Origin of the sequence: Pseudomonas sp. OVF7, assembly GCF_030644265.1 — a bacterium.
In the GTDB taxonomy this organism is placed as follows: domain Bacteria; phylum Pseudomonadota; class Gammaproteobacteria; order Pseudomonadales; family Pseudomonadaceae; genus Aquipseudomonas; species Aquipseudomonas gorinensis.
In genome coordinates this window covers 2,151,715-2,174,270 of the sequence record NZ_CP128996.1, presented here as the reverse complement: position 1 = coordinate 2,174,270, position 22,556 = coordinate 2,151,715, and the positions used below count along the sequence as shown (strand labels likewise).

Annotated in this window: 22 protein-coding genes; 17 read left to right on the top strand and 5 right to left on the bottom strand. The window is 60.8% G+C overall.

Annotated elements, in window-relative coordinates; all coding sequences use genetic code 11:
• Positions 1–5 precede the first annotated feature (5 nt).
• The 8 genes from prfB (at position 6) to QU606_RS09875 (ending at position 7,194) form a co-directional block, all read left to right on the top strand.
• Positions 6–1,101, top strand: a protein-coding gene (gene prfB / locus QU606_RS09910) for a peptide chain release factor 2 (protein ID WP_102625207.1) whose coding sequence is annotated in 2 segments (ribosomal slippage) — positions 6–77 and positions 79–1,101 — 1,095 coding nt in all. Because the reading frame shifts where the segments join, the coding sequence is not laid out codon by codon here.
• A 70-nt stretch (positions 1,102–1,171) separates the two neighbouring features.
• The gene (lysS, locus tag QU606_RS09905; protein WP_024073787.1) at positions 1,172–2,674 is read left to right on the top strand and encodes a lysine--tRNA ligase; all 1,503 of its coding nucleotides are present in this window, start codon (positions 1,172–1,174) and stop codon (positions 2,672–2,674) included.
• A gap of 107 nt (positions 2,675–2,781) precedes the next feature.
• Positions 2,782–3,498 carry a TetR/AcrR family transcriptional regulator gene (locus QU606_RS09900; RefSeq protein ID WP_024073788.1) on the top strand — a complete coding sequence of 239 codons (717 nt, stop codon included), beginning with the start codon at positions 2,782–2,784 and terminating at the stop codon, positions 3,496–3,498.
• A 16-nt stretch (positions 3,499–3,514) separates the two neighbouring features.
• The gene (locus QU606_RS09895) at positions 3,515–4,063 is read left to right on the top strand and encodes a hypothetical protein (RefSeq protein ID WP_024073789.1); all 549 of its coding nucleotides are present in this window, start codon (positions 3,515–3,517) and stop codon (positions 4,061–4,063) included.
• Between the two features lie 21 nt (positions 4,064–4,084).
• Positions 4,085–5,362 (top strand): flavohemoglobin expression-modulating QEGLA motif protein, encoded by a 1,278-nt coding sequence (locus QU606_RS09890; protein WP_024073790.1) that lies wholly within the window; start codon positions 4,085–4,087, stop codon positions 5,360–5,362.
• Between the two features lie 77 nt (positions 5,363–5,439).
• Entirely contained in the window at positions 5,440–6,345 is a 906-nt protein-coding gene (locus QU606_RS09885; RefSeq protein WP_069075379.1) for an alpha/beta hydrolase, read from the top strand.
• Positions 6,342–6,668, top strand: coding sequence for a hypothetical protein (locus tag QU606_RS09880; protein WP_024073792.1), 327 nt, complete (start codon positions 6,342–6,344; stop codon positions 6,666–6,668). The genes QU606_RS09885 and QU606_RS09880 overlap by 4 nt, the downstream gene beginning before the upstream one ends.
• 199 nt (positions 6,669–6,867) lie before the next feature.
• Positions 6,868–7,194, top strand: coding sequence for a hypothetical protein (locus QU606_RS09875; protein ID WP_024073793.1), 327 nt, complete (start codon positions 6,868–6,870; stop codon positions 7,192–7,194).
• 61 nt (positions 7,195–7,255) lie between these two features.
• Here QU606_RS09875 and QU606_RS09870 read toward each other — a convergent pair whose 3' ends face one another.
• From QU606_RS09870 to QU606_RS09860, 3 genes are all read right to left on the bottom strand, one after another.
• Positions 7,256–8,041 carry an OmpA family protein gene (locus QU606_RS09870; protein WP_024073794.1) on the bottom strand — a complete coding sequence of 262 codons (786 nt, stop codon included), beginning with the start codon at positions 8,039–8,041 and terminating at the stop codon, positions 7,256–7,258.
• A 55-nt stretch (positions 8,042–8,096) separates the two neighbouring features.
• On the bottom strand, positions 8,097–8,522 hold the full coding sequence (locus QU606_RS09865) for a DUF4398 domain-containing protein (RefSeq protein WP_041160854.1): 426 nt from the start codon (positions 8,520–8,522) through the stop codon (positions 8,097–8,099).
• Positions 8,523–8,807: 285 nt separating this feature from the next.
• Positions 8,808–9,152, bottom strand: coding sequence for a hypothetical protein (locus QU606_RS09860; protein ID WP_024073796.1), 345 nt, complete (start codon positions 9,150–9,152; stop codon positions 8,808–8,810).
• Positions 9,153–9,335: 183 nt separating this feature from the next.
• On the opposite strand from QU606_RS09860, the gene ppc reads away from it, so the two are divergent.
• From ppc to QU606_RS09830, 6 genes are all read left to right on the top strand, one after another.
• On the top strand, positions 9,336–11,981 hold the full coding sequence (gene ppc, locus QU606_RS09855) for a phosphoenolpyruvate carboxylase (RefSeq protein ID WP_024073797.1): 2,646 nt from the start codon (positions 9,336–9,338) through the stop codon (positions 11,979–11,981).
• A 294-nt stretch (positions 11,982–12,275) separates the two neighbouring features.
• On the top strand, positions 12,276–12,923 hold the full coding sequence (gene adk, locus QU606_RS09850; protein WP_024073798.1) for an adenylate kinase: 648 nt from the start codon (positions 12,276–12,278) through the stop codon (positions 12,921–12,923).
• 90 nt (positions 12,924–13,013) lie between these two features.
• Entirely contained in the window at positions 13,014–13,700 is a 687-nt protein-coding gene (tsaB, locus tag QU606_RS09845; protein WP_024073799.1) for a tRNA (adenosine(37)-N6)-threonylcarbamoyltransferase complex dimerization subunit type 1 TsaB, read from the top strand.
• Positions 13,701–13,860: 160 nt separating this feature from the next.
• Complete coding sequence (locus QU606_RS09840; protein ID WP_024073800.1) at positions 13,861–14,163, top strand: hypothetical protein; 303 nt, start codon at positions 13,861–13,863, stop codon at positions 14,161–14,163.
• Positions 14,163–15,023 (top strand): DUF72 domain-containing protein, encoded by an 861-nt coding sequence (locus tag QU606_RS09835; protein ID WP_024073801.1) that lies wholly within the window; start codon positions 14,163–14,165, stop codon positions 15,021–15,023. Before QU606_RS09840 ends, QU606_RS09835 begins: the two co-directional genes overlap by 1 nt.
• 27 nt (positions 15,024–15,050) lie before the next feature.
• Complete coding sequence (locus QU606_RS09830; RefSeq protein ID WP_102625206.1) at positions 15,051–15,878, top strand: isocitrate lyase/phosphoenolpyruvate mutase family protein; 828 nt, start codon at positions 15,051–15,053, stop codon at positions 15,876–15,878.
• Positions 15,879–15,941: 63 nt separating this feature from the next.
• On the opposite strand, the gene QU606_RS09825 is transcribed toward QU606_RS09830, so the two are convergent.
• Positions 15,942–16,562 (bottom strand): hypothetical protein, encoded by a 621-nt coding sequence (locus tag QU606_RS09825; protein WP_024073803.1) that lies wholly within the window; start codon positions 16,560–16,562, stop codon positions 15,942–15,944.
• Between the two features lie 96 nt (positions 16,563–16,658).
• Here QU606_RS09825 and QU606_RS09820 point away from each other — a divergent pair, with 96 nt between their 5' ends.
• Positions 16,659–17,441: a class I SAM-dependent methyltransferase gene (locus QU606_RS09820; protein WP_304998348.1), complete on the top strand. Its 783-nt coding sequence runs from the start codon at positions 16,659–16,661 to the stop codon at positions 17,439–17,441.
• 208 nt (positions 17,442–17,649) lie between these two features.
• On the opposite strand, the gene QU606_RS09815 is transcribed toward QU606_RS09820, so the two are convergent.
• A complete protein-coding gene (locus QU606_RS09815; protein WP_024073805.1) occupies positions 17,650–18,285 on the bottom strand; it encodes a TetR/AcrR family transcriptional regulator in 636 nt (211 codons plus the stop codon).
• A gap of 93 nt (positions 18,286–18,378) precedes the next feature.
• On the opposite strand from QU606_RS09815, the gene QU606_RS09810 reads away from it, so the two are divergent.
• Positions 18,379–19,482, top strand: coding sequence for an efflux RND transporter periplasmic adaptor subunit (locus tag QU606_RS09810; protein WP_304998347.1), 1,104 nt, complete (start codon positions 18,379–18,381; stop codon positions 19,480–19,482).
• A 6-nt stretch (positions 19,483–19,488) separates the two neighbouring features.
• Entirely contained in the window at positions 19,489–22,554 is a 3,066-nt protein-coding gene (locus QU606_RS09805) for an efflux RND transporter permease subunit (protein ID WP_024073807.1), read from the top strand.
• Positions 22,555–22,556 lie beyond the last annotated feature (2 nt).

Sequence of the window (22,556 nt, the reverse complement as noted above, 5' to 3'; positions counted from 1 at the left end):
CCGCCATGGAAATCAACCCGATCCTTAACACCATCAAGGACCTGTCCGAGCGCTCCGAAACTATTCGGGGGTATCTTTGACTACGATCAAAAGCATGAGCGTCTGACCGAAGTCAATCGCGAGCTTGAAGATCCGAGTGTCTGGAACAAACCTGAATACGCCCAGGAACTGGGCCGCGAGCGTTCTGCGCTGGCGCAGATCGTCGATACCCTCGACGAGTTGAACACCGGTCTGGCCGATTGCCGCGACCTGCTGGACATGGCCGTCGAAGAGAACGACGAAGGCGCAGTGGGCGATGTCGTCGCCGAGCTGGCCCGTCTCGAGGAAAACCTCGCCAAGCTTGAATTCCGTCGCATGTTCAGCCACGAGATGGACCCGAACAACGCCTACCTGGATATCCAGGCCGGTTCCGGCGGCACCGAAGCCCAGGACTGGGCCAACATCCTGTTGCGCATGTACCTGCGCTGGGCCGACAAGCGCGGTTTCGACGCCACCATCATGGAGCTGTCGGCCGGTGAAGTCGCGGGTATCAAGGGCGCGACCGTGCACATCAAGGGTGAATACGCCTTTGGTTGGCTGCGTACCGAGATCGGCGTACACCGCCTGGTGCGCAAGAGCCCGTTCGACTCCGGCAACCGTCGCCACACCTCGTTCTGCGCAGTGTTCGTCTCGCCCGAGATCGATGACAAGGTGGAAATCGAGATCAACCCGGCCGACCTGCGGATCGACACCTACCGCTCCTCCGGTGCCGGTGGCCAGCACGTAAACACCACCGACTCGGCTGTCCGTATTACCCACGTCCCGACCAACACCGTGGTCAGTTGCCAGAACGAACGTTCCCAGCACGCGAACAAGGACACCGCCATGAAAATGCTGCGGGCCAAGTTGTACGAGCAGGAAATGCAGAAGCGCAACGCCGCTTCCCAGGCGCTGGAAGACACCAAGTCGGATATCGGCTGGGGCCACCAGATCCGTTCTTATGTGCTTGATGCGTCGCGGATCAAGGATTTGCGCACTAACATCGAACGCAGTGACTGCGACAAGGTGCTCGACGGCGATATCGACGAATACCTGGAAGCCAGCCTGAAATCGGGGCTGTAAACCGTCAGCCCGACCTCAAGTCCCCCGTCATTGGCGGGGGCAACGAACCTGTGATGGAAAATCTAAAGACATGAGCGACCAACAACTCGACCCGCAAGCCCTGCAACAGGAAGAAAACTCCCTGATCGCCCTGCGCAAGGAAAAGCTTGCTGCCGAGCGCGCCAAGGGCAACGCCTTCCCCAACGACTTCCGTCGCGATGCCTACTGCGAAGACTTGCAGAAGCAATACGCGGACAAGACCAAGGAAGAGCTGGCAGAGGCTGCGATCCCGGTCAAGGTGGCAGGTCGCATCATGCTCAACCGTGGCTCGTTCATGGTGATCCAGGACATGTCCGGGCGCATCCAGGTCTACGTCAACCGCAAGACCCTGCCGGAAGAAACCCTGGCCGCCGTGAAAACCTGGGACCTGGGCGACATCATCGCCGCCGAAGGCACCCTGGCCCGTTCCGGCAAGGGAGACCTGTACGTTGAAATGACCAGCGTGCGCCTGCTGACCAAATCCCTGCGTCCGCTGCCAGACAAGCACCACGGCCTGTCCGACACCGAGCAGCGCTACCGCCAGCGCTACGTTGACCTGATCGTCAACGAAGATGTGCGCCACACCTTCCGCGTGCGTTCGCAAGTGATTGCCCACACCCGCGCCTTCCTGATGAAGCGTGACTTCCTGGAAGTGGAAACCCCGATGCTGCAAACCATCCCCGGTGGTGCCGCAGCCAAGCCGTTCGAAACCCACCACAACGCGCTGGACATGGAAATGTTCCTGCGCATTGCGCCTGAGCTGTACCTCAAGCGGCTTGTTGTTGGCGGGTTCGAAAAGGTGTTCGAGATCAACCGCAACTTCCGTAACGAAGGCGTCTCGACGCGTCACAACCCTGAATTCACCATGTTGGAGTTCTACCAGGCCTACGCCGACTACGAAGACAACATGGACCTGACCGAAGAGCTGTTCCGCGAGCTGGCGCAACTGGTCCTGGGCAGCACCGACGTGCCATACGGCGACAAGGTGTTCCATTTCGGCGAGCCATTCGTGCGCCTGTCGGTATTCGATTCGATCCTCAAGTACAACCCTGAGCTGACCGCCGACGACCTGACCGACATTGACAAGGCCCGTGCCATCGCCAAGAAAGCCGGGGCCAAGGTGCTGGGCTTCGAAGGCCTGGGCAAGCTGCAGGTAATGATTTTCGAAGAACTGGTGGAGCACAAGCTGGAACAGCCGCACTTCATTACCCAGTACCCGTTCGAAGTGTCGCCGTTGGCCCGTCGCAACGATGACAACCCGAACGTCACGGACCGTTTCGAACTGTTCATCGGCGGTCGCGAAATCGCCAACGCCTATTCCGAGCTCAATGACGCGGAAGACCAGGCCGAGCGCTTCATGGCGCAGGTGGCCGACAAGGATGCCGGTGACGACGAAGCCATGCACTACGACGCAGACTTCGTGCGTGCCCTGGAATACGGCATGCCGCCAACGGCCGGTGAAGGCATTGGGATCGACCGCCTGGTGATGTTGTTGACCAACTCGCCGTCGATCCGCGATGTGATCCTGTTCCCGCATATGCGGCCACAAGCGTAACCGTAGCGAAATCCGAAGCCGCCTTTTATAAGGCGGCTTTTTTATGGGGCGTCTATAAGCGTCAAGCAAACAGCGCCAGGTTTTTGAACTGTTCAAGGATGTGTGTCGTGAACCGCGTAACCGCTCAAGAAGGCGCCGCCGGCATTGCCGCTGCCGTGGCTGAAAGCGTCCAGTACCAGGGCCGCAAGGCCAGCCGTCGGGGCAGCGAGCAACGCAGGCAAGACATTCTCGATGCGGCCATGCGCATCGTGGTGCGCGAGGGCGTGCGTGCCGTGCGTCACCGCGCGGTGGCGGCGGAGGCGGGCGTGCCGCTGTCGGCCACCACTTACTACTTCAAGGATATCGACGACCTGCTCACCGATACCTTCGCTCAATACGTTGAACGCAGTGCCGCCTTCATGGGCAAGCTGTGGGTACGTAACGAGGGTTTATTGCGCGAGATGGTTGCCTACGGCGATGGCAGCCCGCAGTCACGCTCGCAACTGGCGGACGACATCGCGCGGTTGACTGCCGACTACGTGCAGCGCCAACTGACCAACCGTCGTGAGTACCTGATGGCCGAGCAGGCGTTTCGCCAGGAGGCCCTGCTCAACCCGCGCCTGGCTGAGCTGGTGCGTTCCCACCAGCAGATCCTGTTGCAGGGCACCGGGCAGTTTTTTCAGGTATTGGGCTCGCGTGAGCCGCAACAGGATGCCAAAGTGTTGACGGCGATAATCGGTCGGATGGAATATCAGGGCCTGCTTGGCGGGCCAGAGCCTCTGGCCGCCGAAGAGATGCTTGAGATTCTCAAGCGTTACATGCATTTGGTGTTGGCCTCGGTCTGACACCGGGGGATGTTTGATGAATGCCTGGCGTGTCGCGGTAATCGCCTTGTCCTTCCTGCTGCTCAGCGGTTGCCTGGTGACCTTCAAGGATCCGCTGCCGACCCGCGAGGCAGCACCGCAGGCCCTGTTGGGCCAGTGGGCCAGCAAGAATGCCTGGGGCGAACCTCTCAACCTGCGCATCACCCGTGCCGGCGAACACCGTTACAAGGCCGTGAGCTACCCTACAGCCAAGCCCGGCCAGCGTGATGAATACCTGTTCAGCGTGTCGCGCCATGGCAATCGTTGGTACCTGTCGGCACCGTTACCCGCCAAGTTCGGTGGGCATTACTTCCTGGCAGGGTTCGAGTTCGACGAAAAGCACGAATTGGTGGTCTATAACCTCGACCTTGAGCAAATTCACCAAGCGATAGGCCAGCACGCCTTGCATGGCAGCACCGTGGACACCGTCGAGGGCCCCGGCGTGCAGGTGGACAGCCCCATGGACCAGGTATTTGCGTACCTGGATGACCCGGCCAATGCCGATGTGTTTGTGGAAGCCGTGCGCTACCGGCGCGTGGGCAAATAACGTTTAAAGGGGAAGCACCGGGTGGACGATTACCAGCAGACGATACGCACCTTGTCTGATCGCATTGTGCTGGCGCAAACACCGATCCGCGTCCTCGACGCCGTGAAATGGGACGAGAACATTCGCCAGGGGTTCCTCAAGGCCAAGGGCAAGGCCATGCCCGCCGTGGACCGCGACTACTACCTGAATCGCCCGCTGTCGTTCGATTCCAGCGCGGTCAAGCTGGAGTTCCAGAACATCGAGCGCGATATCACCCGCCGCCTCGGCCAGTTCAGCCCGGTGGGGCAGATCATGCGTCGCATGTGCCGCGAATACCGCATGGTGGTGCGTATGCTCGAGGCCCGTGGCACCGAGGATTTCGGCCTGATTTCCCAGGAACTGTACGGTGCCGCTTCCGATGCCTTCCATGCCGGTGACCCGACCCTGGCCGACCTGGGCCTGATGCTCTCCGACTACCTGAACAATATCGATGGCCGTGGCGACCTCAAGGACGAGGCCAAGACCCTTACCGCCAAGGATGCCGTGGCGTTGCTGCAAACGCGCTTGAACAAGGTGTTTGGCGAGGCCGAAGAAACCATCCGCGTCTTCGAGTCCGACGGGATCGTCGCCGACGCGGCGGCAGGCGCCGACTACATCAAGATCCGCGCCGATGCGATGTTCAATGAGCGTGATGTGCGTGCCCTCGAAGTGCATGAGGGCCTGGTGCACGTCGGCACCACCCTCAATGGCCAGAACCAGCCGATCTGCACCTTCCTGTCCAAGGGCCCGCCGTCTTCCACCGTGACCCAGGAAGGCCTGGCGATCCTGATGGAGATCATCACGTTTGCCTCCTACCCGAGCCGCCTGCGCAAACTGACCAACCGCACCCGCGCCATCCATATGGTGGAGGAGGGCGCCGATTTCCTGCAGGTGTTCGAGTTCTTCCGCGAGCAAGGCTTTGAAATGGCTGAGAGCTATGGCAACGCCAGCCGGGTGTTCCGTGGTTCGGTGCCTGATGGCCTGCCGTTTACCAAGGATTTGTCCTACCTCAAGGGCTTTATCATGGTCTACAACTACATCCAGCTGGCCGTGCGCAAAGGCAAGCTGGAACAAGTGCCGCTGCTGTTCTGCGGCAAGACCACCCTGGAAGACATGCGTACCTTGCGCCAACTGGTCGACGAAGGCCTGGTGGTGCCACCCAAGTACCTGCCCGAGCAGTTCCGCGACATGAACGCGCTGGCGGCGTGGATGTGCTTCTCCAACTTCCTCAACCACCTGAGCCTGGACCGGATCGAGGCGGATTACTCGAATATCCTGTAAAGGATGTACTGACGAAGCCGGCTCGAGAATCTGTGAGGGGCGGTGCGACGATTCGACTATCAGCGAGGCTTCAACGGATGAGAATCCTCGGCATTCTTTGCCTGCTACTCACATTGAGCGGTTGCAGCTCCTTGTTGTTCTATCCCGAGCCCGGCCTGCCGTTCACGCCGGAAAAAGCTCATCTGCCATATCGCGACGTCACCCTCACCACGGCCGACGGGGTCAAGCTGCACGCCTGGTGGCTGCCGGCCAAGCCCGGTGTGCCGCTCAAGGGCACCGTGCTACACCTGCACGGCAATGGCGGCAACCTGGCCTGGCACCTCGGTGGCAGTTGGTGGTTACCGGAGCAGGGCTATCAAGTGCTGCTGCTGGACTATCGCGGCTATGGGCTGTCCGAAGGCAAGCCCTCGTTGCCGGCGATCTATCAGGACCTGGATGCCGCCTTCGCTTGGATCGACAAGGCGCCCGAAACCCAGGCCCAACCCTTGATCGTCCTCGGCCAAAGCTTGGGCGGCGCACTGGCGGTGCATTACCTGGCTGTCCACCCGGAGCGTCAGGCCCGGCTCAAGGCCCTGGTACTGGATGGCGTGCCGGCCAGTTATCGTGACGTAGGACAATTCGCCCTGAGCACCTCCTGGTTAACATGGCCGTTTCAGGTGCCGTTGTCCTGGCTGGTGCCAGACGGCGATAGCGCGATCCATGCGATGCCCAAGCTGACCGGTGTACCGAAATTGCTGTTCCACAGCCTGGATGACCCGATCGTGCCGCTGTCCAATGGCATCCGCCTGTATCAGGCCGCGCCGCCGCCGAGGGTGCTGCAACTGACCCGAGGTGGGCATGTGCAGACCTTTGCCGACAAGACCTGGCAAACCGTGATGCTGCGCTACCTGGATGACCCGCAACACTTCAATGGCCTGCGTCGCCTCGGCGAAATTCCGAACTACCCCATTCCTAAAGTTGACTCATCAGAGAGCCCGCAATGAGCGAAGAACGCAACATGATCCCGCTGATTCTCACTGGCATCGGCACTATCATCGGCACCGTCGGTTGCCTGTGGTACTACGGCTACCTGCACTTCGCCAAGCCGGAAGATGCGTTGCTGCTCAGTGACTTCACCATGCTCAAGACCGTGCCGGGCGAGGACTACAAGATCTCCCTGACCCCGGCCGCCCAGGTGGCGCAGTGCGTCGATGGCGTGTTGGTACTGTTTGATACCGAACAAAAAGGCCTGACGGGCGTATTGGTGAATAGCAAGAAACAGGCGGTGCGTTGCATGGGCCAGGAAACGCCACAGTTGCAGGAGTAGGGCCGAAATCTGCTGCCACCGTGTGAGAAACCGGCTTGGAGCGCTAGGAGCAAGAGCCCAAGTAAACCGCAGGTTTATAGTTCAAGGCATGTCAGAACCGAGAGTCGCCGGAACCATTTACAGTCGATTACCACAGATTTCGGACTGATCAGCGTCGCTGAATCGGTTCGTTCTAATTCATTAATCCGGAGTCGACTATATGAGCATAGGTGGTGTTGGCGGCAATTCTCCAATGGACGGTGTCGGTTCTCAGGGCAGTGGTTCGGGCCAAAATGAACTCGGCGCGCTCAAACAGCTGGCTGAGGCGCTGAAAAAGCAGATTGAAGCGATGCAAAGCCAGGGAGGTGGGGGCGCCGAAGGCGGTGGCGAACTTGATGAACTGAAGAAACTGCTCAAGGAGCTGATGGAAAAGATCGAGAAGCTGCAAGGCGGCCAAGGCGCCGATGGAAACAAGTCTGGTGCAGAGGGTGATTCAGGCAAAGTCCAGGCGACGGTCGAGCAGAGTAAAGTGTCGATCGCTTTCTGATGAATGTATCGTCACCAAGAACCCCGCCTATTGGCGGGGTTCTTTATGCTGCGTCAGACGATCAGTAGGCGACGGACGAGCGCGGCTTGACCGGCTGGTTATCGTTGGAGATGGTCACTTCAACGCGGCGGTTCATGGCGCGGCCCGACACGCTGCCGTTATCGGCAACCGGGTATTCCTTACCGTAGCCGGTGGTCACGATGCGGCGTGGGTCAACGCCCATCTTGATCAGTGCAACCTGCACCGAAGCGGCACGGCGCTCCGACAGGCTCTGGTTGTAGGCATCACTGCCGGTGCTGTCTGTGTAACCTTCGACGATCACCTGGCGATCCGGGTTTTCCTGAAGGAACTGAGCCAGCTTGTTGATGTTGACCAGGCCGCTGGCCTTCAGGTCGGCCTTGTTGGTAGCGAACAGCACGTCACCAAAGGTCACCAGGGTGCCGCGCTCGGTTTGCTTGGCGTTCAAGCTGTCCTGAAGTTGCTTGATCTGTGCATCACGGGCTTCGAGCAGTGCACGGGCACGTTCGTCTCCAGCGTTTTTCAGCTTGGCTTCGGATTCGCGCAGCGCGATGGTGTCTTTGGCCACTTCAACGCGCTGGTTGGTCAGGTAGGCCAGTTGGTCAACTTTCTTCTGGTCTTCCTTGTCGCGGTAAGCCTTGTCGGCTTTGTCCAGCCAATCCTGGGCGTCCTTGGTTTCCAGGGCCGCTACTTTGGTGGCATTCGGGTTGGCTTGCAGGGCCGAGAAATTGGTCCGTGCGTTTTCCAGGTTCGCGTTTGGCGGGGTGGAGCAGGCCGCCAGGGCAACGCTCATCGCCAGCAGGGCAGGGATCATCAATTGTTTACGCATAGTCGTGTCGTCCTTTCAATTCGATATCGGGTGCAATGCAATCAGGTGCGGCGCTTTATTTCTGCTGGATAGCAGCCGGGCGCATGCCTTCCTGACGCAGCTCCTGAACAGCTTTCTGGGAATCCTTCACAGCCTGTTCGGCCTTGGCGGCCTGGGCTTTACGCTCGGCGACGCGAGCGTCCCACTCAGCTTGTTCGGCCAGGCGACGGGCTTCGTCGTAGTTTTTGTCGTGCATAGCGATCTCGGCTTGCTTGAGCTTGTCCTGGGCCGATTTCATTTCAACTGCTGCGTACTCGGTGCCGCCGGCGCTGACTGCGCTGTTTACCGCGGACTGAGTCACCGCGTATTGCTCGGTTGGCGGGTTGCCGGCGCAGCCAGCCAGAACGAAGCTGGTGCCGATCGCCAGCGCGGCCAATTTAAGCCCGCGCAGGTGGTTAAACGAGGATTTGGCTGTGCTGGTCTTCATCGTCTTCAACTCCATTGGATAACTCCTGAAAAACATCAAAATCCATGTCACTGGTCAGTGGTTGCGGCGGCTGGCGGTAAAGCAACCAGTGCCCTTTCAAACGACTGTTCCAAGTGATGGCTTACTGGTTGTGACCGGAGGCTTTTTTCAAAAGTTCAGACGAGATGGCTATTTGCCTAAAAATAAATCTGACCGATTGGTCAGCGAATAAAAGATGGAACTTTTGCCGCGCGCAGGGGTACGCCGAGCCTCTGAGAGGCCCGGAATACCGGGGTTAAACGGGGGAGGAAAGGAGGGGGCTCAGTGCTTCTGCTCGTCGGTACTGGCCGACAAATCGTGCAGATAGCGTCGCGATAGACTCAGGAAGCGCGGGGTCGGGCCGACGTCTTCGTACAGCGGATCGCCCTCTTCGTCGGTGGCAATCACATGCTGGCCCTTGATGTAGGGAAAGCTGGCTTCCAGCTCTTCGAGGGCGGCACCGATCAGCTCGCCGAGCAGTTCTTCGGTGTTGCGCTTGGGGTACATTTCGGCAATGGCCGCCAGCCTTGCGGCGGCCTCCACATCCAGATGGATCGCATATTCGGTCTTGGTCAAGCGACCCTTGGCGTTCTCTTCCCAATGCTGGGCCAGTTCTCGAATTTTCATGGCAACCTCAATAAAGCCTGCGGTAGCGGGCGGTGATGAGTGACCAGTCGCTCGCATGGATAACGCGACGACTCACAGTTGAGACTAGCTGTAAGTCACAAGGTTTAAAGTCTTGTCATAAAACCAGGCTGGCGGCACTCTGACAGATCTGCGCGTCCCGGATTTCTGGCTGGAGATTGGCTGATGAGTGATATCGATGCACGCTTGCGCGAGGATGTTCACCTGCTGGGTGAGCTGTTGGGCAATACCATTCGAGAGCAGTACGGCGATGATTTTCTCGCCAAGATCGAGCAGATCCGCAAAGGAGCCAAGGCTGACCGGCGCGGCGCCGTCTCGGATAAAACGGCTGGCGATGAACTGAGCAGCAGCTTGAACCAGTTGCAGGAAGACGAACTGCTGCCCGTCGCCCGGGCCTTCAACCAGTTCCTTAACCTGGCCAATATTGCCGAGCAGTACCAATTGATTCATCGGCGCGATGAGTCGCAACCGGCGCCCTTCGAAGCACGCGTATTGCCGGAGTTGCTGGCCCGCCTGCAACGCGAAGGCCACAGCAACGAGTCGCTGGCCCGCCAATTGGGGCGCCTGGAAATCGAGCTGGTGCTCACCGCCCACCCCACTGAAGTGGCGCGGCGCACCCTGATCCAGAAATACGATGCGATCGCCGCGCAACTGGCGCTGCAGGATCACCGCGACCTCACCACGGCCGAGCGCGAGCAGATTCGCGAGCGCCTGCAGCGGTTGATCGCCGAAGCCTGGCACACCGAAGAAATCCGCCGCACCCGGCCCACTCCGGTGGACGAGGCTAAATGGGGGTTTGCGGTGATCGAGCATTCGCTTTGGCATGCGATCCCCAATTACCTGCGCAAGGCCGACCATGCGCTGCATGCGGCTACCGGCCTGCACTTGCCACTGGAAGCCGCGCCGATCCGCTTTGCGTCCTGGATGGGCGGCGACCGTGACGGCAACCCGAATGTCACCGCGCCGGTCACCCGTGAAGTGCTATTGCTGGCCCGCTGGATGGCCGCCGACCTGTATCTGCGCGATATCGATCAATTGGCCTCGGAACTGTCGATGCAGCACGCCAGCCCGGCGTTGCAAGCCAAGGTCGGTGACAGCGTCGAACCCTATCGGGCGTTGCTCAAGCAACTGCGTGACCGCTTGCGCGCGACCCGCAGTTGGGCTCAGGCCTCGCTGACTGTCGCCACCCCGGCGAGCGCAGACGTGTTGCAACACAACCGTGACCTGCTCGAGCCGCTGGAGCTTTGTTACCAGTCGCTGCATGAGTGCGGCATGGGCGTGATTGCCGATGGCCCATTGCTCGATTGCCTGCGTCGTGCGGTCACCTTCGGCCTGTTCCTGGTCCGCCTGGACGTGCGCCAGGACTCCAGTCGGCATACGGCGGCCATGACCGAGATCACCGATTACCTCGGCCTGGGTCGTTACGAAGACTGGAATGAGGAGATGCGCATCAGCTTCCTCATGAAAGAGCTGGCCAACCGTCGCCCCCTGTTGCCGGGCTATTTCAAGCCGTCGGCGGACACGGCCGAAGTGTTGAATACCTGCAAGGAAGTCGCCGCCGCACCGGCCGCTTCCCTGGGTTCGTACGTCATCTCCATGGCCGGGGCCGCCTCGGATGTGCTGGCGGTGCAACTGTTGCTTAAAGAGTCGGGCGTGCAACGGCCGATGCGGGTGGTGCCGCTGTTCGAAACCCTGGCCGACCTGGATAACGCGGGCCCGGTGATCGAGCAACTGTTGCTGTTGCCGGGTTACCGCGCACGGTTGCAGGGCCCGCAGGAAGTCATGATCGGCTACTCGGACTCAGCCAAGGATGCCGGCACCACTGCCGCTGCCTGGGCGCAGTACCGTGCCCAGGAACGCTTGGTGGATATCTGCCGTGAGCAACAGGTGGAACTGCTGTTGTTCCACGGTCGCGGTGGCACCGTGGGCCGTGGCGGCGGCCCGGCCCACGCGGCGATCCTGTCGCAGCCACCGGGGTCGGTGGCGGGGCGTTTCCGTACCACCGAACAAGGGGAAATGATCCGTTTCAAATTCGGCCTCCCAGACATTGCCGAGCAGAACCTCAATCTCTATCTGGCTGCCGTGTTGGAAGCGACGCTGCTGCCACCGCCGCCACCGGAGCCTGCGTGGCGGCATTTGATGGATGAATTGGCGGCAGACGGTGTCAGCGCCTATCGCGCCGTAGTGCGGGAAAATCCGCAGTTCGTCGAGTACTTCCGCCAGTCGACGCCGGAGCAGGAACTCGGTCGCTTGCCTCTGGGCAGCCGCCCGGCCAAGCGCCGTGCCGGTGGTATTGAAAGCCTGCGGGCGATTCCGTGGATCTTTGGCTGGACCCAGACCCGCCTGATGTTGCCCGCCTGGCTGGGCTGGGAAGCGGCCCTGAGCAAGGCGCTGGAGCGTGGCGAAGGCGAACTGCTGGGGCAAATGCGCGAGCAGTGGCCGTTCTTCCGCACCCGCATCGATATGTTGGAAATGGTGCTGGCCAAGGCCGATGCCGACATCGCGCGGCTGTATGACGAGCGCCTGGTGCAGCCGGACCTGCTGCCATTGGGTGCGCATTTACGCGACCTATTGTCGCAGGCGTGCCAGGTGGTACTTGGCCTGACTGGCCAGTCGCAACTGCTGGCGCATAGCCCCGACACCCTGGAGTTCATCCGCCTGCGCAACACCTACCTGGACCCTTTGCACCTGTTGCAGGCCGAACTGCTGGCACGCTCCCGTCAACAGGAAGCGGCGCAGGACAGCCCTCTGGAACAAGCGCTGCTGGTGTCCGTGGCCGGTATCGCCGCCGGGTTGCGTAACACCGGCTGAGGTTTTTTGCGCGTTCTCGACGCCTTGCCGGTAAACCGTGACGACCGCCCTGAACGGGCGGTCGTTGTTTGAGCGGCCGGGTTGCACCCAGGCACACCCTACCTATGACGTATGCGCGGCGCGGGTTCCTCCGACTTTTGGCGGCTTGTGTGGTTAGGGCCTGCTGTGTATCTTGATCAGCCTTTGGCCGTTTGGGCGGCTTGGGCCCATATTTTTATGAGCCATATTTTTACGAGATTGGCCCCACGCGGCGAATCCGAGCGTCATCTCTATAAAAAATTGAGGAGCACATCGATGCGCGTCATTCTGCTGGGAGCTCCCGGGGCCGGTAAAGGTACTCAGGCAAAGTTCATCACTGAAAAATTTGGCATTCCACAAATCTCCACCGGTGACATGCTGCGCGCTGCGGTAAAAGCAGGCACCGAGCTGGGCGTTAAAGCCAAAAGCATCATGGATGCCGGTGGCCTGGTGTCCGATGACCTGATCATCGCATTGGTCAAGGACCGTATCGCGCAACCTGACTGCGCCAAGGGTTTCCTGTTCGACGGCTTCCCACGCACCATTCCCCAGGCTGAAGCCCTGGTGACGGCTGGTGTCGAGTTGGACGCCGTGGTCGAAATCGCGGTTGAAGATGAAGAAATCGTCCAGCGTATTGCTGGTCGTCGCGTTCACGAAGCCTCGGGGCGCGTGTACCACACCGTCTACAACCCGCCGAAAGTGGCAGGCAAGGACGATGTCACCGGTGAAGACCTGGTGCAGCGCAAGGACGACACCGAAGAAACCGTGCGTCATCGCCTGTCCGTCTACCATTCCCAGACCAAGCCGCTGGTGGATTTTTACCAGAAGCTGTCGGCTGCCCAAGGCAAGCCGAAGTACAGCCATATCCCTGGCGTTGGCTCGGTTGAAGCCATCACCGCCAAGGTGCTGCAAGCACTGAGCTGATCAAGTGATCGGCTTCATCGACAACGGCCCGCTTGCGGGCCGTTGTTGTTTATACTGGCGCACTTTTTTTCGACTTGGACACCGACACCGATGAGCACCCTGCTGGCCCTGGACACCGCGACTGAAGCTTGCTCCGTTGCCTTGCTGCACGATGGCAAAGTTACAAGCCACTACGAGGTGATCCCGCGTCTGCATGCGCAGAAGCTGTTGCCGATGATCAAGCAATTGCTTGAAGAGGCGGGCATTACCCTGTCTGCCGTGGATGCCATTGCCTTCGGCCGTGGCCCGGGGGCCTTTACCGGTGTGCGTATCGCCATCGGCGTGGTCCAGGGCCTGGCCTTTGCGCTGGAGCGCCCGGTATTGCCGGTGTCCAACCTTGCGGTGCTGGCACAGCGCGCCTTGCGTGAACACGGCGCGCAGCAGGTCGCGGCGGCCATCGATGCCCGCATGGATGAAGTGTATTGGGGCTGCTACCGCCAAATCGCTGGCGAAATGCGCCTGGTGGGGGTGGAAGCTGTACAGCCACCGGAGGCAGCGGTTTTGCCGGAGGATGCCAGCGGTGATTGGTTCGGTGCTGGCACTGGTTGGGGGTATGGCGAGCGCATGGGTGTGCCGCTGGTGGCCCAGGATGCCACCATGTTGCCCCACGCCGAAGACCTGCTGACCCTGGCGCGCTTTGCATTCGAGCGTGGCGAGGCGATTCCGGCCGATCAAGCCGCGCCTGTGTACCTGCGCGACAAGGTGGCGCAAACCAAGGCTGAGCGCGGGATAATTTGACGCCAAAAATGATGGCAATTTGGGGCAAAAGTCGCCAATCGTCAGAATTTGCCCGCGTTTTTAAACCTTTTTCAAATTATGTGTTCTAGTTATCACCAGAGCATTTGCGCGCCACGGATCGCGCCACTAAAATGCCATCACCGATACCGAGTTCGCATGTATGCGCATAGACGGCTTTTCCTCACAGTCCTACCCCCTCAAGCGTAAGCCACGTAAGGCGAACGTCACGGTAGACGATTCCGTTGAGGACTCGCCGGACTTCATCGATGTCCAGTCTGAGGCATCGTCCAGCGCCCAAGGCTCCGCCAGCGCCCGTACCAGCGGTCTTCCCGCCCGTCAGCAAGATATGGTCTTCCCTCGCTCCATGAGCAAAAGCGTTGCCACCGCACTGGCCAGCTACCTGACCACCGCCGGTTTTGTTGAATGGGATATGGAAGTGCTGGGCCTCGATATTCATATCTGATGCGCCTGCCTTACTACATTGGCTGCCCGTCCTGGAGCGAAAACGCCTGGCGCGAGTACCTGTACCCTGTCGATGCGCGTTCCAGCGATTACCTCGCCCTGTATTCCCAGGTCTTCAACGCCGTTGAAGGCAATACCACGTTTTATGCTCGCCCCTCAGCCGCCACTGTGCAGCGCTGGGCCGAAATCATGCCTGGGGATTTTCGTTTCACCGCTAAATTCCCGGGTGATATCAGCCATGGCGGCGACTTGCGTGAGCAGTTGCCGGCGGCGGAAAGTTTTGTCGGCCTGATGAGCCCGCTGGGTGAGCGCGTCGCGCCACTGTGGCTGCAACTGTCGGCGAGTTTTTCACCGCAACGCCTGGGCGAACTGGCCGGGTTTATCGATGGCTTGGAGCGGCCCATGGCGGTGGAAGTGCGGCATCCGGAGTTCTTCGCCAAGGGCGATGCCGAGCGCATGCTCAACCGCCTGCTGCGTGACCGTGGTGTCGAGCGGATCTGCCTCGACCCGCGCGCCTTGTTCAGTTGCACATCCACCTCGGCTGCGGTGCTGCACGCACAATCGAAAAAACCCAAGGTGCCACCACGCCCGGCGGCACTGACGCTGTTTCCCCAGGTACGGTTTATCGGTCATCCGGAGCTTGAGGCCAACGACCCGTTCCTGCTCCCGTGGGTGGAAAAAATCGCCGGTTGGATTGAAGAAGGGCGCACGCCCTACATGTTCCTGCACACCTCCGATAACCGCCTCGCCGCGCAGTTGGCCCTGCGTTTTCACGACCAACTGATGGCGCGCTTGCCGGGCCTGCCAGGCTTGCCGACCTTGTATCGGGAACCCGCGGCGGAGCAACTGGGGTTACTCTAGGGCTCCTTTCCCCGCCAGGAGTCAGTCATGGATGCCCAAACCCTTCGCGCCGAAACCTTCAAGGCCCTGCACGAGCGCGATCGCGCGTTCGTGATGCCCAACCCGTGGGACGCCGGCTCGGCGATCATGCTCGCCAGCCTCGGCTTTGAAGCCCTCGCCACCACCAGTGCGGGGTACGCGTTCAGCCTGGGCCGCCCGGATGCCGAGGGCGCATTGTCATTGGACGACACCCTGGTGAATGCCGGCATGATTGCCCGGGCCACAGCGTTGCCGGTGGCAGCCGACCTCGAAAACGGTTTCAGCGACACGCCCGAAGGCTGTGCCCAGACCATCCTGCGTGCGGCGGCGACCGGTATCGTCGGCGGCTCTATCGAAGATGCCACGGGCATTGCCGTCGACCCGATCTACCCTTTTGATTTGTCTGTCGAGCGTGTGGAAGCGGCTGTTGCCGCGGCCCGTAGCCTGCCGTTTCCCTTCATGCTGACGGCGCGCGCAGAAAACCTGCTGCATGGCCGCCTGGATCTGCCCGATACCCTGCGCCGCCTGCAAGCCTACGCCGAGGCCGGCGCCGACGTGTTGTACGCACCGGGCCTGCGCAGTGCCGAGGAGGTGCTGGCGGTGGTCAAGGCCGTTGCGCCCAAACCGGTGAATGTGCTGATGTCCGGCGGCCTGAAACTCAGCGTGGCGCAACTGAGCGAGATGGGCGTCAAGCGCATCAGCGTTGGCTCCGCCATGGCGTTGGCGGCCTATGGTGAGTTCTACCGGGCGGCGCAGGAGGTGTTTGAGTCGGGCACTTTTACCTTCACCGAGCGTTCGATGTCGTATAGCCAGGCCAGCCAGTTCTTCAAGAAATGATCGGGGCGTTGTTTCAAGTTCACGCGTGGGCTGCTGTTGCTGACGGCTGCCTGCGCGTTGGGCTTACGCCGCCAGGCGCAGGTTCTGGGTGACCAGTGGGCGCGCCCAGTAGTAGTCGAAGTCCAGGGCCTTTTGCTGGGCCGCGAGTTCTTCGCTCGGGTACGGCGTGGCCGGTGGTGGCAGCAGGTCCAGTTCGAACTCGGCAATCGGCAGGTGCAGTGGACGCGGTTCCGGCGCTGGGCCTGGCTCGGGTAGCGGCTGGCCTGCGGTCAGGACAAGCGGGCGTACCCAGCTGCTTTCAAAGTCTTGCTGGCGCTGCTGGGCGACGATTTCTTCCGCTGGAAACGGGCTGGCCGGCGGGGGCAGCAAGTCGGTTTCGAATTCCGCGATCGGCAGGAACAGTGGCTCAGGTGGGGCGATTTCGGTGTCTTTTACGTCGCATTCACGCTGGGTGAGGATTTGCGACAACAGGTCCGCGCCTTCGCTGGGTTCAACCGCAGGGTCCACCGGGGCCGGCGCCTTGGCGGCGAGCGCATCCGGCGTATCGCCGAGCTGCTCGGCCAACGCTCGGGCGAAGAAGTCCTGCCACACATGACTCACCCCGGCCAGCGCTTGAGTATTGCGCAGGCCGTAGTGGTTATGGGTCGGCAGTACACCGATGGTTAGGGGAAGAATGTCTGACATTTTTCTCGGTCGACGCTCAGCTCTGGCAAAATACCTGACTGTTGTTTTTATCGGCCGTTATTTGCCGATCCTTAATATTTTTGAGCGTAGCGATTGATGAGCGAACAACCAGCGGCCAGCCGCATTCGGGTCGAGGCCTTGGCCGAGGGTTTCCAGGCCCGCGCCGAGCAGTGGGCTGAGCAGCTTGGCTTGCCTCTGCAACTGGCGGAGGCGGATTTCTCCCTGCAAGTGGGTGAGCATGGCCTGCAATTGCAACAGCTCGGGCCCGAGGCGCCGGGGCCGGTGCGTGTGGATTTTGTCGAAGGGGGAGCGGCCCATCGGCGCTTATACGGCGGGGGCAGCGGGCAAATGATCGCCAAGGCCGTGGGCGTTGCCCAAGGCGTGCGCCCACGGGTGCTGGATGCTACGGCGGGGCTGGGCAAGGACGCGTTCGTACTCGCCAGCCTGGGTTGTACCATGAGCCTGATCGAGCGCCAGCCGCTGATCGGCGCCTTGCTCGAAGATGGCCTGGCGCGCGGTGCGCAGGACTTTGAAGTAGCACCGATCGTGGCACGCATGGCGTTGCTCAAGGGCAACTCCATCGATGTAATGCTCAATTGGCAGGGCGAGCCGCCTCAGGTGATCTATCTCGATCCGATGTTCCCACACCGTGAGAAAACTGCCCTGGTTAAGAAGGAAATGCGCTTGTTCCGGCCATTGGTGGGGGATGATCCGGATGCGCCGGCCTTGCTCGCGGCGGCGCTGACGCTGGCCAGCCATCGGGTGGTGGTCAAGCGCCCGCGCAAGGCTCCATGTATCGAAGGACCGAAGCCGAGCCATGCGTTGGATGGCAAGTCCAGCCGGTATGACATTTATCCCAAGAAAGCGCTCAAGCCTTAAACGTATCCAGAGTGTCTTTGTGGCGAGCGGGCTTGGTGGCGAGCGGGCTTGCCCCGCGTTGGGCTGCGCAGCAGCCCCAGTAAGAACACCACGTTTACTCAGGTAGACCTAGGCGTAGGGTTTTGGGGCTGCTGCGCAACCCAACGCGGGGCAAGCCCGCTCGCCACAACAAGCCTGCTCAAGCCCACTCAAGCCCACTCAAGCCCGCTCAAACTCTATAGGCCCGCATAAACAACCCCACTACCTCCTGCACATGGGCTTCGGCCGCTTCTTCGCTCAGCCGGTCACCACAGCCATACAGCAAACAGAAATTCGCCGCGCCCTTGAGCAGGCAGAAGAAGTGCTCGGCCGCGACCAGCGGTTTATCGATGTTCAGGGCACCGCTCTGATCAATCCGGCTGAGCAGGCGCTCCATGCCCTGCAACATGCGCATGGGCCCGGCTTCAAAGAAAATCTGTGAGAGTTTCACGTCCTGGTTGCCGGTGGTCATCATCAGGCGATGCAGGTTCACCGACTCCTCGCTGTTGATCAGTCGATGGAACCCGCGCGCGATATTCAGCAGCACCGTCTGCACAGGCACGCCCTCCGGCAGCTCGAAATACATTACCGGCAACTGTTCTTCGCACTTGGCCACCACGGCCGCGGTGAACAAGGTCTCTTTGTCGGTGAAGTGGCTGTAGACGGTCAGTTTCGACACGCCGGCCTCAAGGGCCACGGCATCCATGCTGGTGTTGGCGTAGCCATTGCTCAAAAACAGGATTTTCGCTGCTTCGAGGATTGCCTGGCGTTTTGCCATGTCCTTGGGACGCCCAGGGCTATTGGTGGATACAGGATTGTCGGACATTTTTACCTTTAATACTGGACTGGCGAGTTTGGTATTAATAACATACCGGCAAGTATAATTATTCCTAGCTCCATTTGCGAAAGGTCCTTCAGCATGCGCAGCTCTTTCCTGCCTCTTGCGTTGCCAGCCAGCCTGGTCTTCCTATTGGCCGCCTGTGGCCATGAAGAAGCGACCCCAACGTCCATTCGCCCGGCCATGGTGGTGCAACCGCAGCCATCGGCGCAGGCGATGGACAGCTATCCCGGGGAGGTGCGCGCCCGTTATGAGCCTGACCTGGCCTTTCGCATCGGCGGCAAAGTCACCAAGCGGCTGGTGGAGGAGGGCGAGCGCGTCAAGGCCAACCAGGCGCTGGCGGAACTCGATCCCCAGGATGTGCGCCTGCAATTGGAGGCCACCCGTGCCCAAGTCGCGGCCGCCGAGGCCAACCTGAGCCTGGTGCGTGCCGAGCGTGATCGCTACAAGACCCTGATGGACCGTCAGATGGTCAGTCGCTCCCAGTACGACAATTCGGAAAATCTCTACCGCTCAGGTGTTGCACGCCTCAAGCAGATCAAAGCCGAGTTCGACGTGGCCAATAACCAGGCCGGCTACGCCGTGTTGCGTGCGCCACAGGACGGTGTGGTCGCCAAGCGCGTGGTGGAAGTCGGCCAAGTGGTATCCGCCGGCCAGACCGTGTTTACCCTCGCCACCGACGGTGAGCGAGAAGTGCTGATCAGCCTGCCCGAACAAGGCTTTGGGCGGTTCAAGGTCGGCCAACCGGTAGCGGTCGAGTTGTGGAGCCAGCCAGACCAGCGGTTTGCCGGACGTATACGTGAACTGTCCCCCGCCGCCGATCCAAAATCACGCACCTTTGCCGCCCGAGTCGCGTTCACCAGCGGCAAAGTCCCGGCTGAACTGGGCCAGAGTGCTCGCGTATTCATACAGGCCGACGGCGTTGTTCCGCTGTCGGTCCCGCTGTCTGCCCTCAGCGCGGAAAACGGCGCTTCCTACGTCTGGCGCGTACTGGCGGACAACTCCCTTAAGCGCACTCCGGTTCGCATCGGCGCCTTCGGTGAAAAAACCGTGCCGGTTCTGGAAGGGCTGAGCCCCTCTGACTGGGTGATTGCCGCCGGCGTGCACGTGCTCCATGAGGGCCAGCAAGTGCGCCCGGTGGATCGCTCCAACCGTGTCGTGAACCTGGCGGCCAACAAGGAGTAGTCCCCGATGGGTTTCAATCTTTCCGAATGGGCGTTGCGTAATCGCCAGATCGTACTGTTCCTGATGATACTTCTGGCAGTGGTCGGCACCTTGTCCTACACCAAGCTGGGGCAAAGCGAAGACCCGCCGTTTACCTTCAAGGCCATGGTGATCAAAACCAATTGGCCGGGGGCCACCGCCCAGGAAGTCTCGCGCCAGGTTACCGAGCGCATCGAGAAAAAGCTGATGGAGACCGGCGAGTACGAACGCATCGTTTCGTTCTCGCGCCCCGGTGAGTCCCAGGTCACTTTTATCGCCCGTGACGCCATGCGCTCGGCGCAGATTCCCGAGCTGTGGTACCAGGTGCGCAAGAAGATCAGCGATATTCGCCAGACCTTGCCGCCGGATATCCAGGGGCCGTTTTTCAACGACGAGTTCGGTACCACGTTCGGCAATATCTATGCCCTGACTGGCGACGGCTTCGACTACGCCGTGCTCAAGGACTACGCCGACCGCATCCAGATTCAGCTGCAACGCGTACCCGATGTGGGCAAGGTGGAGCTGCTGGGCCTGCAGGACGAGAAGATCTGGATTGAACTGTCCAACCTCAAGCTTGCCACCCTCGGCTTGCCCCTGGCGGCGGTGCAACAGGCGTTGCAGGAACAGAATGCGGTCTCCACCGCCGGTTTCTTTGAAACGCCGAGTGAACGTGTGCAGCTGCGGGTCTCCGGCAACTTCAAGACGGTCGAAGAGATCCGTGATTTCCCGATTCGTGTGGGTGATCGGACCTTCCGTATCGGCGATGTTGCCGAGATCCACCGCGGCTTCAACGACCCACCGGCACCGCGCATGCGCTTTATGGGCGACGACGCCATCGGCCTGGCGGTGGCGATGCGCGACGGTGGCGACATCCTGGTGCTGGGCAAGGCGCTGGAAGGGGAATTCGCACGCTTGCAGAAGAATCTCCCGGCAGGCATGCAGTTGCGCAAGGTGTCGGACCAGCCGGCGGCGGTGAAAACCGGTGTCGGAGAATTCGTTCAGGTGCTGGCCGAAGCGTTGGCCATTGTATTGCTGGTGAGTTTCTTCTCCCTCGGCGTACGCACTGGCATGGTGGTCGCCCTGGCGATTCCGTTGGTGCTGGCGATGACCTTTGCCACCATGTATTACCTCGGCATCGGCTTGCACAAGATTTCCCTCGGCGCCTTGGTATTGGCCCTGGGCTTGCTGGTGGATGATGCAATTATCGCCGTGGAAATGATGGCGATCAAAATGGAGCAGGGCTACGACCGGCTCAAGGCCGCCAGTTTCGCCTGGACCAGCACCGCATTCCCGATGCTCACCGGTACGTTGATCACGGCGGCCGGCTTCCTGCCCATTGCTACGGCGCAATCGAGTACCGGCGAATACACCCGCTCGATCTTCCAGGTGGTGACCATTGCGCTGCTGGCGTCATGGGTGGCGGCGGTGGTGTTTGTGCCGTATCTGGGGGAAAAACTCCTACCGGACCTGGCGAAGATTCATGCGGCCAAACACGGCGTCGACGGCCCGGATCCCTACGGCACGCCGTTCTACCAGCGCGTCAGGCGTTTGGTGGAGTGGTGCGTGCAGCGGCGTAAAACCGTCATTGTGCTGACCCTGCTGCTGTTTATCGGCTCGGTGGCGCTGTTCCGTTTTGTACCGCAACAGTTCTTCCCGGCTTCTGGCCGCCTGGAACTGATGGTCGACCTGAAACTCGCCGAAGGCGCTTCCCTGAGCAGCACCGCCGACCAGGTCAAACGGCTCGAAGCCTTGCTGAAGGAACATGCCGGCATCGACAACTACGTGGCCTATGTGGGCACCGGTTCGCCGCGGTTCTACCTGCCTCTGGACCAGCAATTACCCGCCGCCAGCTTTGCCCAATTTGTGGTGCTGGCCAAAACCATCGAAGAACGCGAAAGCCTGCGCACCTGGCTGATCGAAACCCTCAACGAACAATTCCCCGCCCTGCGCTCGCGCGTTACCCGCCTGGAGAACGGCCCTCCCGTGGGCTACCCGGTGCAGTTTCGCGTGACCGGTGAACATATCGAAGAGGTCCGCGCCCTGGCACGCAAGGTGGCGGCCAAGGTGCGCGAAAATCCCCACGTGGCCAATGTGCACCTGGACTGGGAAGAACCGAGTAAAATCGTCTACCTCAATATCGACCAGGACCGCGCCCGTGCCCTTGGCGTGAGCACCGCCAACTTGTCGAAGTTCCTGCAGAGCTCCTTGACCGGCTCCAGCGTCAGCCAATTCCGGGAGGACAACGAGTTGATCGAAATCCTCCTGCGCGGCACCGTGCATGAACGTACAGAACTGTCGTTGCTGCCGAGCCTCGCCGTGCCCACCGACAACGGCAGGAGCGTGGCCCTGTCGCAGATCGCGACCCTCGAATATGGCTTCGAAGAAGGCATCATCTGGCACCGCAACCGCCTGCCGACGGTGACCGTGCGCGCGGACATCTACGGTAAGGAACAACCGGCGACCCTGGTCCAGCAGATCCTGCCGACCCTGGAAGGCGTACGTGCCGAGTTGCCGGACGGCTATCTGTTGGACGTCGGCGGTACCGTCGAAGACTCCGCCCGTGGGCAGAACTCGGTCAAGGCCGGCGTGCCGCTGTTCATCGTGGTGGTGCTGACCCTGCTGATGCTGCAATTGCGCAGTTTCTCACGCACGGCGATGGTATTTCTGACGGCGCCGTTGGGCTTGATCGGCGTGACATTGTTCCTGTTGGTATTCCGCCAACCCTTCGGTTTTGTGGCCATGCTCGGCACTATCGCGTTGTCGGGGATGATCATGCGTAACTCGGTGATCCTGGTGGATCAGATCGAACAGGACATCAAGGCTGGCCTGGCGCCGTGGCAGGCGATTATCGAAGCCACCGTCCGACGCTTCCGGCCGATCGTTCTCACAGCGCTGGCGGCGGTGCTGGCAATGATCCCGCTGTCTCGCAGTGTGTTCTTCGGGCCGATGGCGGTGGCGATCATGGGCGGGTTGATTGTGGCGACGGCGTTGACGCTATTGTTCCTGCCGGCCCTGTATGCTGCGTGGTTCCGAGTGAGGAAGGACGACGCGTAATC